14 protein-coding genes, 1 tRNA gene and 1 pseudogene are annotated in these 12,885 nt (G+C 63.7%); 10 read left to right on the top strand and 6 right to left on the bottom strand.

Annotated features, from left to right (window positions below):
- Nucleotides 1-3 precede the first annotated feature (3 nt).
- The 3 genes from NMB41_RS00220 (at nt 4) to NMB41_RS00210 (ending at nt 2,783) form a co-directional block, all read left to right on the top strand.
- Nucleotides 4-447, top strand: a complete 444-nt coding sequence (locus NMB41_RS00220) for a PaaI family thioesterase (RefSeq protein ID WP_494380493.1) — start codon at nt 4-6, stop codon at nt 445-447.
- Between the two features lie 88 nt (nt 448-535).
- Nucleotides 536-1,159: a hypoxanthine-guanine phosphoribosyltransferase gene (locus NMB41_RS00215; protein WP_494380492.1), complete on the top strand. Its 624-nt coding sequence runs from the start codon at nt 536-538 to the stop codon at nt 1,157-1,159.
- 292 nt (nt 1,160-1,451) lie between these two features.
- Entirely contained in the window at nt 1,452-2,783 is a 1,332-nt protein-coding gene (locus tag NMB41_RS00210; protein WP_494380491.1) for an ISNCY family transposase, read from the top strand.
- 126 nt (nt 2,784-2,909) lie between these two features.
- On the opposite strand, the gene NMB41_RS00205 is transcribed toward NMB41_RS00210, so the two are convergent.
- From NMB41_RS00205 to NMB41_RS00190, 4 genes and pseudogenes are all read right to left on the bottom strand, one after another.
- Nucleotides 2,910-3,872 carry an NAD(P)H-dependent flavin oxidoreductase gene (locus tag NMB41_RS00205; RefSeq protein ID WP_494380490.1) on the bottom strand — a complete coding sequence of 321 codons (963 nt, stop codon included), beginning with the start codon at nt 3,870-3,872 and terminating at the stop codon, nt 2,910-2,912.
- A 322-nt stretch (nt 3,873-4,194) separates the two neighbouring features.
- Nucleotides 4,195-5,049 (bottom strand): annotated as a pseudogene (locus tag NMB41_RS00200) (MBL fold metallo-hydrolase); the annotation flags it as partial.
- 1 nt (nt 5,050) lies between these two features.
- Entirely contained in the window at nt 5,051-5,257 is a 207-nt protein-coding gene (locus NMB41_RS00195; protein ID WP_494380489.1) for a DUF1289 domain-containing protein, read from the bottom strand.
- Nucleotides 5,254-5,679, bottom strand: coding sequence for a thioesterase family protein (locus NMB41_RS00190; RefSeq protein WP_494380488.1), 426 nt, complete (start codon nt 5,677-5,679; stop codon nt 5,254-5,256). Before NMB41_RS00190 ends, NMB41_RS00195 begins: the two co-directional genes overlap by 4 nt.
- A 141-nt stretch (nt 5,680-5,820) precedes the next feature.
- Here NMB41_RS00190 and NMB41_RS00185 point away from each other — a divergent pair, with 141 nt between their 5' ends.
- Both NMB41_RS00185 and NMB41_RS00180 read left to right on the top strand, forming a co-directional pair.
- Nucleotides 5,821-6,234: a CopG family transcriptional regulator gene (locus NMB41_RS00185; RefSeq protein WP_494380487.1), complete on the top strand. Its 414-nt coding sequence runs from the start codon at nt 5,821-5,823 to the stop codon at nt 6,232-6,234.
- Between the two features lie 19 nt (nt 6,235-6,253).
- Complete coding sequence (locus NMB41_RS00180; RefSeq protein ID WP_494380486.1) at nt 6,254-7,369, top strand: extracellular catalytic domain type 1 short-chain-length polyhydroxyalkanoate depolymerase; 1,116 nt, start codon at nt 6,254-6,256, stop codon at nt 7,367-7,369.
- On the opposite strand, the gene NMB41_RS00175 is transcribed toward NMB41_RS00180, so the two are convergent.
- Nucleotides 7,343-7,504, bottom strand: a complete 162-nt coding sequence (locus NMB41_RS00175) for a hypothetical protein (RefSeq protein ID WP_494382906.1) — start codon at nt 7,502-7,504, stop codon at nt 7,343-7,345. The two genes, NMB41_RS00180 and NMB41_RS00175, sit on opposite strands and share 27 nt — an antisense overlap.
- 211 nt (nt 7,505-7,715) lie before the next feature.
- On the opposite strand from NMB41_RS00175, the gene argB reads away from it, so the two are divergent.
- Together argB and NMB41_RS00165 are read left to right on the top strand one after the other, a co-directional pair.
- Entirely contained in the window at nt 7,716-8,645 is a 930-nt protein-coding gene (gene argB, locus NMB41_RS00170; protein WP_494380485.1) for an acetylglutamate kinase, read from the top strand.
- Nucleotides 8,646-8,685: 40 nt separating this feature from the next.
- Nucleotides 8,686-8,760, top strand: a tRNA-Thr gene (locus tag NMB41_RS00165).
- A gap of 21 nt (nt 8,761-8,781) precedes the next feature.
- Here the strand turns inward: NMB41_RS00165 and NMB41_RS00160 are convergent.
- On the bottom strand, nt 8,782-9,666 hold the full coding sequence (locus tag NMB41_RS00160; protein ID WP_494380484.1) for a TraB/GumN family protein: 885 nt from the start codon (nt 9,664-9,666) through the stop codon (nt 8,782-8,784).
- A 23-nt stretch (nt 9,667-9,689) separates the two neighbouring features.
- On the opposite strand from NMB41_RS00160, the gene NMB41_RS00155 reads away from it, so the two are divergent.
- Genes NMB41_RS00155 through NMB41_RS00145 form a run of 3 tightly spaced genes read left to right on the top strand, consistent with a single transcriptional unit; the run spans nt 9,690 to nt 12,885 of the window.
- A complete protein-coding gene (locus NMB41_RS00155) occupies nt 9,690-10,430 on the top strand; it encodes a pyrimidine 5'-nucleotidase (RefSeq protein ID WP_494380483.1) in 741 nt (246 codons plus the stop codon).
- 35 nt (nt 10,431-10,465) lie between these two features.
- A complete protein-coding gene (slmA, locus tag NMB41_RS00150; protein WP_494380482.1) occupies nt 10,466-11,044 on the top strand; it encodes a nucleoid occlusion factor SlmA in 579 nt (192 codons plus the stop codon).
- A gap of 8 nt (nt 11,045-11,052) precedes the next feature.
- On the top strand, nt 11,053-12,885 hold the full coding sequence (locus tag NMB41_RS00145; protein ID WP_494380481.1) for a chorismate-binding protein: 1,833 nt from the start codon (nt 11,053-11,055) through the stop codon (nt 12,883-12,885).

The raw sequence follows: 12,885 nt of genomic DNA, 5'->3' as shown, positions 1-12,885 counted from the left end.
TCGATGACGCCGCCACTTGACCCGCAAATCGAAGAACGCATCCGCGCCAGTTTCGCGCGCCAGAACGCCATGCGGCTGATCCGGGCCAGCCTGGCGGTGGTGGAATCTGGACGCACCGAAATCCACCTGCCGCACTGGGACGGGGTCGAGCAGCAGCATGGCTTCGTGCATGGCGGCGTGGTCGGCATGATCGCCGATTCGGCCGCCGGCTACGCGGCCATGAGCGTGGCCGCGCCCGGCGCCTCGGTGCTCACCGTCGAGTACAAGATGAATCTGGTGGCGCCGGCCGACGGCGAACAGCTCATCGCGCGTGGGGCGGTCGTGCGTCCGGGACGCACGCTGATCGTCACCAAGGCCGAGGTATTCGCGATCAAGGATGGCAAGGAACACCTGTGCGCGCTGATGCAGCAGACCATCATGGTCATGCATGGCAAGGACGAAAAATAGCGGCGCACGCTACCGCCTGCCAATAGTCCGCCCGACATTGGCAATATTCGCGATAATTGGCCTGTTACCCCTTTTACGTCAATGAGCCATGCAAGATTTTCATGTAGTGCGCGCCCAGGGCCTGCTGGAACATGCGCAAGAGATCGTCTCCCCGAGCCAGGTACAGGACGCCGTACGCCATGTCGCAGACGTGCTCAACACGCGTTTCAAGCATCCCGATAACACCAGCTTCCCGCTGGTGCTGGGCGTAATGGGCGGCGCCGTCGTCTTCACCGGCACTCTCCTGCCCCAGCTCGACTTCCCGCTCGAGTTCGACTACATCCACGTCAGCCGCTATGGCGACGACGACCGCGGCGGACAAGTCGTGTGGAAAGTCATCCCGCGCCAGAACGTGGCCGGGCGCGTCATCGTCGTGCTCGACGATATCCTCGACGAAGGCGAAACCCTCGCCCACGTCAAGCAGCGCCTGCTCGACATGGGCGCCGCGGAAGTCATCATCGCCGTGTTCGCCGACAAGGACATCGGGCGCAAGAAGCCGATCGTCGCCGACATCACCGGCTTGAGCCTGCCGAACGCCTTCGTGGTCGGCTTCGGCATGGACGTATATGGCTACTGGCGCAACCTGCCGGGCCTGTGGTCGATCCGCCAGGAAGATCTGAAGCCGGCCGAGCCGGAAACGGAGTATCCGATTCCGGATGTAAAAGCCTCCTGAATCGGAGTGTTTTAAGTTGAAGCGCAAAAAAGGCCTCCGCATGGAGGCCTTGTTATTTTGGTGCGTGGAGCTGTTGCCTGGTGTGTTCGTGGTTCGTTGAATCCGCGTGGGCACGGAGTGCCCGGTGAACCCGTCATGGAGGCCATTGGCCTCCATGACCCCGTACGAAATACGCTACGTATCCCGGGTTTTTTATGATCTCGCCACTACAGGTAACCGTAGGGTGTGTAAGAGCAAAGTTGTAATGTCCGCTTCTAGCAAAGTTGAAATGTCCGCTTTTGCTAGATAGTTCATGCTGTCGATTCCGAATCGTTTGGAGTCGAGCGTGAGCAAAATCGGGAGCATTACGATGCAGGAGCTAGAGCGGGCTGAACTCGTGGGGGCGTGTGCCCGTGGCGAGGTCAAGGCAACGATTGCGGCGAAACGGCTTCAAATAACGACCCGGCAGGTGCGGCGCCTGATCAAGCGGTTTGCAGAGGATGGCGTAGGCGCCATGATTTCTGGCAAGCGAGGCAAGCTGAGCAACAACCAGCTCGGGCCGGGCCTGGCCAAGGCAGCCCTACAACTGGTACGCGACCATTACGCCGATTTTGGCCCAACACTGGCGTGCGAGCAGCTGCGGGATCGGCACGGCGTCATCGTGTCAAAAGAAACGCTGCGTGGCCTGATGATCGAGGCGGGATTGTGGATCCCAAAGACCGCGCGGATGGCTGCGCTGCACCAGCCGCGCGAGCGGCGCGCCTGTTTCGGTGAACTGGTCCAGATCGACGGCAGCCGCCATCACTGGTTCGAGCGACGTGGAGACGCTTGCGCACTGCTCGTCTACATCGACGATGCAACCGGAAAGCTGCTGCAGCTGCACTTCGCCCCGAGTGAATCAACGGCCAGCTATTTCGAGGCCACGCAGCGCTACGTCGAACAACACGGCAAGCCCCAGGCGTTGTACTCCGACCGCGCTGCCGTGTTTCGCTCGGCAATAGCGACGAGCCGAACCTGCACCCAGTTTCAACGTGCCATGGATGAACTCGGAATCGAACTAATCTGCGCTAACTCACCGCAAGCAAAAGGCCGTGTAGAACGAGCCAACCGTACCTTGCAGGACCGCTTGGTAAAACATCTGAGGCTTGAAGGAATCAGCGATATCACGACCGCCAATGCCTGGTGTAACGATTACGCTGCACGTTACAACGCCCGGTTTGCCCGTGTGCCAAGCAATCCGCTTGACCTGCATACGCCGTTGCAAGCCGGCGAAAACCTGGAGCGCATCCTGAGCTTTTGCGAGACACGCAAACTGAGCACCCAACTGACCCTGCAACAGGCCACCGTACAGCACCGGCTGGACGATACCCCCAGAGCCCGAAGTCTGATTGGCCAAGCTGTTGCCATCCATACCTACACCGATGGCCGTGTGGAGCTGCGGGCAAACGGTCAGCTATTTACCCATACCAGCCTGGCACTGCCGCGTCGGGAAAATCGGAACGACATCGACAGCAAGACCCTGCACGCACTGCTCGACAAAAAGTCGCGCAACCGTACCTATCGTGCCGATCAGCCAGCCGCCATCGTTACGAAAGGCGTGTCAGCAGCAAAGAAAGGGGCCGCTCAGCTCCATGTTCACACCTGAAAAAGCGGACATTTCAACTTTGCTGAAAGCGGACATTTCAACTTTGCCTTTACAGGGTGGGCACCCCGTGCCCACGCGGATCATGCACACCGATAACTTAACAGGCAACAGCCCCACGCCCCCCGCTTAACGCAGCGCCAGCCGCGCACGAGCCGCAGCGTATTCGCGCGTTAAACGTTCGACCATCTCGGCCACGGTCGGCACGTCGTGCATCAGGCCCACGCCCTGGCCCGCGCCCCAGATGTCGCGCCAGGCCTTGGCTTTCGAGCCGCCGTCGCCAAAGCTCATCTTGCTCTTGTCCGATTCCGGCAGCGCCTCCGGATCGAGCCCGGCGTTGACGATCGATTTTTTCAGGTAGTTGCCATGCACGCCAGTGAACAGATTCGTGTAGACCACGTCGGCGGCGTTTGACTCGACGATCGCGTCGCGGTATTCGTCGCTGACGTTCGATTCCTTGGTTGCCAGCCAGCGCGAGCCGATGTACGCAAAATCGGCGCCCATCGCCTGGGCCGCGAGGATGGCGTCGCCCGTGGCGATCGAGCCGGACAGCGCGATCGGGCCGTCGAAGAATTTACGCACTTCGCCCACCAGCGCAAACGGCGACAAGGCGCCGGCATGGCCGCCGGCGCCGGCCGCGACCAGGATCAGGCCGTCGACGCCCGCTTCCAGCGCTTTCTGGGCGTGGCGAATCGAGACCACGTCGTGGAGCACGATGCCGCCATAGCTGTGCACGGCGTCGAGCATCTCCTTCGGCGGCGCGCGCAGCGAGGAGATGATGATCGGCACCTGGTGTTTCACGCAGACCTCGACATCGTGCTCCAGGCGCGTGTTCGAGGCGTGCACGATCTGGTTCACGGCGATCGGCCCGATTTTTGCGCCCGGATTGGCGGCGGCGTAGTCGGCCAGCTCTTTTTGCAAATCGGTGAGCCAGGTGTCGAGCAGCTCGGCCGGGCGGGCGTTCAGCGCCGGGAAGGAACCGACGATCCCCGCCTTGCACTGCGCCGCGACGAGGGCCGGACCGCTGGCGATGAACATCGGCGAGGCGATCACGGGTAAGGAGAGGTTTTGCAGTACGGTTGGCAGCGTCATGGGCAGCTTTCGGCTTGGGAGTTATGTGGACCGGCGGTCAGATTATAGGGTCAAAAAAGCACGACCGTGCTAGATCGGCCGCTCTAAATTACGCATCGACCAGGAAATCGCCGTCGATGCGGGCGGCCTGGGCACGCAGCAGGGCGTTCATAGCCCATTGGGCGAGGCTGGTGTAGAGAGCGCTGGTTTCCGTCGCGGCAGGCGAACGTTCGTTGAACGCGTGGGCGGCAGAGCCGCCCACCCTACGTCGCAATGCATGCCCCTCGGTCTGGTCAGGGTCGCAAACTTCGCGCAGACCCGTAGGGTGGGCGGGTTCCCCGCCCACGCGTTCAACCAGCGCCTGAGCCTCCGCCAAGGCAGCAACATCCATGAACCGCATCGCACTGCCGACCACAGGTATCCCCGCCAGTAAACCCGGCAAGGCGGCAATGGCGATCCGCTGCCGCTCGAGCAGCAAAAATTTCACCAGCACTTTTACCGCATTCTCCGCGTTGCGCTTCGGGTCGGCCGACAAATAATCGAGCCGCGAATACGCGCGCTGCAAGGCTGCCGGCACCTCGCCGAACATCCGGCCATGCCCGGGAATGACCACCCGCGCGTCGAGCGTGGCAATCAGGTCGAGCGTCGCGCGCGCCTCGAGGAAACCGGATTCGCCATCGAGTTCCGGGAAGATGACACCGAAACCGTTTTCCCACAGCGCATCGCCCGAGATCAGGATGCCTTCCTGCGCGCAGAACAGCAACAAGGCATGCGGGTCGTGGCCGGGCGCGACGAGCACGTCCCAGTCCATGCCGCCCAGTTCCAGCTTTTGCCCCGGCTGGAGGAGCGCGTCGAAACTGAAACGCGCGCACTGCTGGCCGGTCGCACGGAAAGTGAGCGCTTCCTCATCCCAGGCCGCGACCTTGCCGCTTTCCGCAGCCGGGATCGACGTGTGGCAGCCGTACGCCGCCTGCAGCGCGGCATTGCCGCCGCAGTGGTCCGAATGCAGGTGGGTATTCAACAGGCGGCTGAGCGGGCGCCCGGCGAGGGCGTGGCGCACCAGCGCCAGCGTTTGCGGCGCGTGGGTCACATAGCCGCTGTCGACCAGCGCCGGCGATTCGCCGAGGAACAAGACGTTGTTCGAGGACAGCCAGCCGCGCTCGAAGACGCGCATCGACGGGGGGAGCAGCGGCAGCATCTCAGCCAAAATCGATCTGCGCTTCGCGCCGCCGGATTTCAAGCCAGACTGCGCGTTTGGCGTCGTCGCCGGCGCTGCCCCAGGCGACGATCTCGTCGATCGTGCGCAGGCAGCCGCGGCACAGGCCGCTTTTCGGGTCCATTTCGCACAGGTTGATGCAGGGCGACGGCACCGGAGTCTGCAGTTCGGGATGCGACAGGGTACTCATGGCGCCGCGCCGATCTTGCGCGCGACGCGTGCATTAAAACGTTCCGTATCGATGACGCAACGCTCGTGCGTGCCTTCGCATACCTGTTCCTGCTCGTCCCAGGCTTGCACTTTAAAGCGCACGCGCTGGCCTTCGACTTCCAGCACTTCGCCCTCGATACGCAGGGTCATGCCCGGCGGCGTCGGCGCCAGGTGACGAAAACTGACCATGGTGCCGAGGCTTTGTTCGCGCGGCCAGTCGAGGAAGGGCAGCATGCCCTGCACGCAGGCCAGTTCCATCATGCCGACCAGGTAGCCGGTGGCAAGGACCTCGGGCATGTCGCGGCAAAACGGGGTGTCGTGGTAGAGCTGCGGCACGGTTGCGCGTGGGGGGACGGTGTACTGCCAGGCGAAGCGCAGGCCTTGTTGTAATTCTGGACTCATGGGGAAATAGATTACCCTATTCAATCGAATCGCGCTTGACCCTGGAGCTCAGGCGCGTAGACTTGGCGCCATACAAAACCATCCAGGTGGATGGTAAGAGGATGGTTTGAAAGGTTGGTGTAAGAAATGCGGAGTCAACTGATGAACACGAACGAAGCAAGAACGAAGCTGGCTGACACGGAAAAAATCACGATCAACCTGGGCATGATCGACCTGGGCCAGATCGATTTGCTGGTCAGCGAAGGTTTTTACAGCAACCGGACCGACTTGATCCGCACCGCCATCCGCAACCAGCTCAACACGCACGCCGAGGTGGTGCGCCAGACCGTCGCCCGCCGCAGCCTTGTGCTCGGCATGCACCACTATTCCCGGACCGACCTGGAAGCAGCACAACAGGCCGGTATCCGCTTGCAAATCCAGGTGCTCGGCATGGCCAGCATCGCCACCGACGTCAGCGTCGAACTGGCCCTGGCCACCATCGAATCGATTTCGGTCCTGGGGGCGCTGCATGCAAGCAGCGCCGTCAAGGCCGCATTGGCAGAGCGCATCCACTAAGCGCACAAAGGAAGCCAACATGAAACTGAATATGAATTTGAACAGCAAACTGTTCGCGCAAATGCGCGCCGCCACCAGCAGCCTGATCAAGAAGCCGCGGATCGATACCAACAAGGTGATCCAGGATGCCTTGAAAAACGCGTCGGCCATGACCCAGGCGGCGCAGGCGCAGATGCAGGGCCTGTCGCAAGCCAATGGCACGGCGCACCTGCGCACGCCGGGCGACGTCCCCGACATGCTGGCCGAACTGAGCCGCAAATTCGGCCACGGGGGCGCCGCCGCCAACGAGCCTGCCGTGCTCTTGCCGGGCACCTTCAGCGACGCCAGTTTTACCAATAGCGCCGGCACCCGCAGCTATAAACTGTATGTGCCGAGCACGTATACGGGCGAAGCGGCGGCGCTGGTGGTGATGCTGCACGGCTGCACCCAGGACCCGGACGACTTCGCCAGCGGCACCCAGATGAACGTGCTGGCCGAGGAATCCGGCTGCCTGGTCGTCTATCCATCCCAGTCGCGCCAGGCCAATTCCTCGCGCTGCTGGAACTGGTTCAACGCCGTCGACCAGAAACGCGACCAGGGCGAACCGTCGATCATCGCCGGCATCACCCGCGAGATCATGGGCAAGTACAAGGTCGACCCGGCCCAGGTGTATGTGGCGGGCCTGTCCGCCGGCGGCGCCATGGCCACCATCATGGGCACGCTGTACCCGGACCTGTACGCGGCCGTCGGCGTGCACTCCGGCCTGCCCTACGCTTCGGCCCACGACTTGCCGTCGGCACTGGCCGCCATGCAAGGGCAACTCCAGCGCCAGAACAAACCGGGCAAGGCGATCCCGATCATCGTCTTCCACGGCGACCAGGACCATACCGTGCACCCGACCAATGGCGACGAGCTGATGGTGCATGCGCGCGACGCCGCCGAGGTCATGGCGGTCGAACCGGGCAGCGTGCCGGACGGCCACAGCTATACCCGCACCATGCACAAGCGCGCCGACGGCAAGGTGCACGGCGAGCACTGGGTCATCCACGGCGCCGGCCATGCCTGGTCGGGCGGCAGCGCACGCGGTACCTATACCGACGGCAAGGGCCCGGACGCCAGCCGCGAGATGCTACGTTTCTTCGCGACGCACCGTTGAGCCATCAAGCTCCGGCGCCTGCGCAATATGCGCGCGCAGGCAGGCCGGACACCAGCAACTGGCGTCGACGCCCGGCAGCGGCACCACGGGCGGCAAGGCCGTGCACCAGCAGGGTTCGTTGCCACCATCGGCCATGGCACAGCCGAAAGTGGCGCCACAGCGGCTGCATTGGCTCATCTGGCACCCCTGCGACAGGAATTATTCGTCATGTGTAATATCGTAGAAGCATTCATCGGCAGCGATCCTGACCCGGTCACACGATAAAATACAACAAGTGCACCCCAGAATGCCTACAAGGCGCCCGTGTTGCCTGTAAAATCTCCGCCACATTCATTTCGGACTCTCCATGAACGCTCACGTGACCAGCTTGAAAACCGAGGACCCATCGAGTGACCTGACCAAGGTCTCCCCGCAGATCAAGGCACAGATCCTGGCCGAGGCGCTCCCGTACATCCGCAACTTCCATGGCAAGACCATTGTCATCAAGTACGGTGGGAACGCCATGACCGACGAACGCCTGAAGCATGGCTTTGCGCGCGACGTCATCCTGCTGAAACTGGTGGGCATGAACCCGGTCGTGGTGCACGGCGGCGGTCCGCAGATCGACAATGCCCTGAAAAAGATCGGCAAGCAGGGCACCTTCGTGCAAGGCATGCGCATCACCGACGAAGAGACCATGGAAGTGGTCGAGTGGGTGCTGGGCGGCGAAGTGCAGCAGGACATCGTCATGCTGATCAACCACTACGGCGGCCAGGCAGTGGGCCTGACCGGCAAGGATGGCGGCCTGATCCGTGCTCGCAAGATGAGCATGCCGGACAAGGAAAAGCCGGGCGAATTCGTCGACATCGGTTTTGTCGGCGAAATCGAGGCGATCAATCCGGCGGTCGTGAAAGCGCTGCAGGACGACGCCTTCATTCCGATCATCTCGCCGATCGGCTTCGGCCAGGACGGGCAAGCCTACAACATCAATGCCGACGTCGTCGCCGGTAAAATCGCGGAAATCCTGAAAGCCGAAAAGCTGATCATGATGACCAACATCGCCGGCGTGCAGGACAAGGAAGGCAAGCTCGTCACCGACCTGTCGGCGCGCGAAATCGACGAGATGTTCGAAGACGGCACGATTTCCGGCGGCATGCTGCCGAAGATCTCGTCGGCACTCGACGCCGCCAAGTCGGGCGTGAACACCGTGCACATCATCGACGGCCGCATCGAGCACTCTTTGTTGCTGGAAGTCTTGACCGAACAGGCGTTTGGCACTATGATCCGCTCGCACTAAAAAAATCTTGTGGCGGCGTCCATGCCGCTACATCAGTACCGCCCTTTTAGCTCAGTGGTAGAGCACTCCCTTGGTAAGGGAGAGGCCACGTGTTCAATCCACGTAAAGGGCACCATTCTCTTCAGTGCAATTCCCCCTAGTACACCCTCTTGACCTGCAAGCCACGCGCACGCAGCAGCTCCGGTACGCCCTGTTTCCCCAGCAAGTGCAGTAAGCCGACCGCAGCCACCGCATTGTTTTCGCGCGCCAGCAGGGCAATGAGCTTGTCGGCCATCGGCCCGTTGCGTTCGATGAGGATCACGTCGCGGATGAACTTGCCGCTGACGCTGTCGTCGTTCTCGATGCGGCGCGCGATGGCGTCCAGCGCCTTCTGGTCGGCGCGCTCGTAGGCCTCGAACAGCGCGCGCGCCTCGCGCAATTGCCTGCCCGAGGCCATGTGCGCCAGCGTTTCTTCGAGCAGCGTCCACTGCGTTTCCATCGGCAGCCCATCCAGCAGGGCCGCCTGGCCGTGCACGGACTCGAGCTCGGCGATGCGGGCCTTGCCGCGTGCCAGGCCGGCCAGGTGCGCGTCCACGCCGAGGGCCGGGTCGTAGCCGAGTTTGGCGACATCCTTCACTGCCAGCATGGTCGCCAGCATCCAGGGCTTGAATTGGGCGACGGCGCCCAGATCGATGCCCTGCTGCTTCAGGGCGGCCTCGAGGCGCGCGCGGCGCTTCGCCGGGAGCGCCGCATAACCGGGGCTGCCGGCCGCGAACAGGCCGTATTGGCTGAAGGCCGCCGCCACGGCGCCAGGATTGCCTGTCATGTCCACTTCCAGCGCCAGCGTCGGCGCGCCCGCCAGGGCCTTGCCGATGCGCGGCTCGAGCGGATAGTATTCCGGTTTGCCCGCGTGGATGGTCCCGTACAGATACAGCGTGTTGCCTTTATCCGTCACCGTGAACAGCGCACCGCGCTCGGCGGCCAGCGCCTGGCATGCCATCAGAACCAGGCTGAGGAACACCACTATAATCGGACGTCGCATTCATTTCTCCGGTCATTGCCATCGTGCCAAATCTTACTCCCGCCTCTCCCGTCTGGCTATTTGATCTGGACAATACCCTGCACGACGCCTCGCATGCGATTTTTCCGGCCATCAGCGCCAACATGAACGCGTATATCGCGCGCGTGCTCGACGACGGCATCACGCCCGTCACGCAGGCCCAGGTCGATGCCGCGCGCCTGGGCTACTGGAAGCGCTATGGCGCCACCCTGCTCGGCATGATGCGCCACCATCAGGTGAACGCCGCCGATTTCCTGCGCGAGACGCACGACCTGAAGGAACTGCGCGCCATGATGCGCTCGGAAACGGGCCTCGGGCGCCTCTTGATGAAACTCCCGGGGCGCAAGATCCTGCTCACGAATGCGCCGCTCGATTATTCGACCCACGTGATGCGCCACCTGGGCCTGGGGCGCCATTTCGCGCACCACATCGCGATCGAGCAGATGCAGGTGCACGGCCAGCTGCGGCCAAAACCGTCGAAGCTGATGCTGGCGCGCCTGCTCAGAAAACATGGGGTGGCGGCGCGCGACTGCATTCTGGTGGAAGACACGCTGGCCAACCTGAAAAGCGCCAAGCAGCTGGGCGTGCGCACCGTCTGGGTGACGCAATACCTGCGCACCCACGAGCGCAGCACGCTGGCGATGGCGCGGCCGCGCAGATTGATTCGCCCAAATTATGTCGATGTCAAAGTAAAATCCGTGCGGCAGCTGCCGAAGCGGCTGCAGCGGCTGCGCCCAGTTATTTAATTCAATCATTCGACCAACTACTCTTTCGGGATCCCATGGCAAGCACCAAGCCAGGCCAGCGCAAACTGCAAATCCTCCAGGCCCTGGCGGCCATGCTCGAGCAGCCGAAGGGGGAAAAAATCACCACCGCCGCGCTGGCGGCGCGCCTGTCGGTGTCGGAAGCGGCGCTCTACCGCCACTTCGCCAGCAAGGCGCAGATGTTCGAGGGGCTGATCGAGTTTATTGAAGCGAGCGTGTTCGGTGTGATCAACCAGATCACCGAGAAAGAGGAACGCGGGATCGACCAGGCCCACGCCATCTTGCAGATGCTGCTGTCCTTTGCCGCGAATAATCCGGGCATGACGCGGGTCCTGATCGGCGACGCCCTGGTCAATGAGGACGAACGCCTGCAAGCGCGCATGAACGCCTTCTATGACCGCGTCGAGCTGGCCTGCAAGGGCGCCCTGCGCCTGGCCGCGAGCCAGGGCCATGGCAGCGAGGACCAGGTCGCCGCGCGCGCCAGCCTGCTGGTGAGCTATGTGACCGGGCGCTGGCACCGCTATGCGAAAAGCGGCTTCCGGCAAAATCCCTCAGATACCACGGGCGTACAATTGTCGCTGCTGCTGGCGGCCTGACGTTCACCATGCACACCGTCTTTGCACTGCTCGACGACGCGAGCGCGGAAGGTCACGCGCAGGCGCGCTCGCGCCTGTACACGGGCCACGCCGGCACCCTCACCTGTGCCGACGCCGCCGGCTGGAACGGCGTGCTGCAGGACCTGCAGGCGGCCCTGGCGCGCGGCCTGTACGCCGTTCCCCTGCTCACCTACGAACTGGGCGCGCACCTGCTCGCCATTCCCGCGAAAGCCCTGCCCGGCCCGCTGGCGCAGGTGCTGCTGTTCGAGCGCTGCGAGGTCTTGAGCGCGAGCGAAACGCTGGCCTGGCTGACCACGCGCTCTTCCAGCGCCACCCCGGCGGGCGTGGCCAATGTGAATGCGAATGTCGACGAGGCGCGTTTTGTCGACGCGATCGAGCGCATCCGCGACTACATCGCCGCCGGCGACACCTACCAGGTGAATTACACCTACCGGCTGCGCTTCGACGCCTTCGGTTCCATCTTCGCCCTGTACAGCCGCCTGCGTGCACGCCAGCCGGTGCCCTACGGCGCCCTGGTCGGCTTGCCGGACGGCGGCGCCGTGCTGTCCTTCTCGCCGGAGCTGTTCGTGCGGCACACGGGCGATACGCTGCTGGCGCGCCCCATGAAAGGCACGGCGCCCGCCAGCGATGACGAGACGATCAATCTGGAACGCGCCGCCGCCTTGTCGCTCGACCCGAAGAACCGCGCCGAAAACCTCATGATCGTCGACCTGCTGCGCAACGACCTGGGGCGCGTCGCCCGGACCGGCAGCGTGGCCGTACCCAAACTGTTCGAGGTGACCCGCTTCGGCGCCGTGCTGCAGATGACGTCCACGGTGCAGGCAGGCCTGCGCGATGACGTGAGCCTGGCCGAGGTGTTCGCGGCCCTGTATCCCTGCGGCTCGATCACGGGCGCGCCCAAGCGCAGGACGATGGAAATCATCGACGAACTCGAGCCCGACCCGCGCGGCCTGTACACGGGCGCGATCGGCTGGTTCGATCCGCCGGGAGACGGCCGCGCCTTCGGCGATTTTTGCATGTCGGTGCCGATCCGCACCCTGGTACTGGGTCCCGGCGAAGGACTGCGCCTCGGAGAACTGGGGGTCGGCGCCGGCATCGTGTTCGACAGCGACCCGCAGGGAGAATACGCGGAATGCAAACTCAAGGCGCGCTTCCTGACCGGCCTGTCGAATGATTTCGAACTGTTCGAGACCATCAAGGCCTCGTGGGAAGACGGCCCGCGCCACCTCGACCTGCACCTGGCACGCATCGCAGCGTCGGCCGCCTATTTCGGCCTGCCCTTCGACGCGAATGCGGCGCATGCGCGCGTGCTCGACGCCTGCCTGGCCCTGCCGCCGGAAGGGGGCGTGCACCGCCTGCGCCTGGCGCTCGATGCGGACGGCACCCTGAGCACCACGGCGGCCCCGCTGGCGCCCCTGGCCGAGCCGGTGCGCGTCGTGCTGGCCGGGACGCCAACCCAATCGAGCGACGTCTTCCTGCGCCATAAAACGGCGGTGCGCAGCCGCTACGACGCCGCCTGGCGCGCCGCCGAAGTACAGGGCGCGTTTGACGCCCTGTTCTTCAACGAGCGCGGAGAACTGACCGAAGGGGGGCGCAGCAATGTCTTCGTGCGCCTGGAAGGGCGCTGGTACACCCCGCCGCTGTCCTGCGGCCTGCTGCCCGGCGTGATGCGCACGGTGATGCTGGCCGCGCCCGCCTGGGACGCGGCCGAGCGCGTGATCACGCGCGACATGCTGGAACGGGCCGAAGGGATCGTGGTGTGCAACGCGCTGCGCGGTCCGCTGCTGGCGGTGCTGACGCACACCCCGGCCGGGGTGTGA

The organism is Massilia sp. FBCC-B171 (assembly GCF_059134155.1).
Note: the sequence above shows the minus strand (reverse complement) of the source record. Positions and strands in the feature narration are given on the sequence as shown.

Coding starts and splice junctions, on each gene's coding strand:
- NMB41_RS00160 (WP_494380484.1), bottom strand. CDS start 9,666: ATGCGACGTCCGATTATAGTGGTGTTCCTCAGCCTGGTTCTGATGGCA.
- NMB41_RS00195 (WP_494380489.1), bottom strand. CDS start 5,257: ATGAGTACCCTGTCGCATCCCGAACTGCAGACTCCGGTGCCGTCGCCC.
- NMB41_RS00180 (WP_494380486.1), top strand. CDS start 6,254: ATGAAACTGAATATGAATTTGAACAGCAAACTGTTCGCGCAAATGCGC.
- NMB41_RS00145 (WP_494380481.1), top strand. CDS start 11,053: ATGCACACCGTCTTTGCACTGCTCGACGACGCGAGCGCGGAAGGTCAC.
- slmA (WP_494380482.1), top strand. CDS start 10,466: ATGGCAAGCACCAAGCCAGGCCAGCGCAAACTGCAAATCCTCCAGGCC.
- NMB41_RS00185 (WP_494380487.1), top strand. CDS start 5,821: ATGAACACGAACGAAGCAAGAACGAAGCTGGCTGACACGGAAAAAATC.
- NMB41_RS00175 (WP_494382906.1), bottom strand. CDS start 7,504: ATGGCCGATGGTGGCAACGAACCCTGCTGGTGCACGGCCTTGCCGCCC.
- NMB41_RS00190 (WP_494380488.1), bottom strand. CDS start 5,679: ATGAGTCCAGAATTACAACAAGGCCTGCGCTTCGCCTGGCAGTACACC.
- NMB41_RS00215 (WP_494380492.1), top strand. CDS start 536: ATGCAAGATTTTCATGTAGTGCGCGCCCAGGGCCTGCTGGAACATGCG.
- NMB41_RS00205 (WP_494380490.1), bottom strand. CDS start 3,872: ATGACGCTGCCAACCGTACTGCAAAACCTCTCCTTACCCGTGATCGCC.
- NMB41_RS00220 (WP_494380493.1), top strand. CDS start 4: ATGACGCCGCCACTTGACCCGCAAATCGAAGAACGCATCCGCGCCAGT.
- argB (WP_494380485.1), top strand. CDS start 7,716: ATGAACGCTCACGTGACCAGCTTGAAAACCGAGGACCCATCGAGTGAC.
- NMB41_RS00210 (WP_494380491.1), top strand. CDS start 1,452: ATGCTGTCGATTCCGAATCGTTTGGAGTCGAGCGTGAGCAAAATCGGG.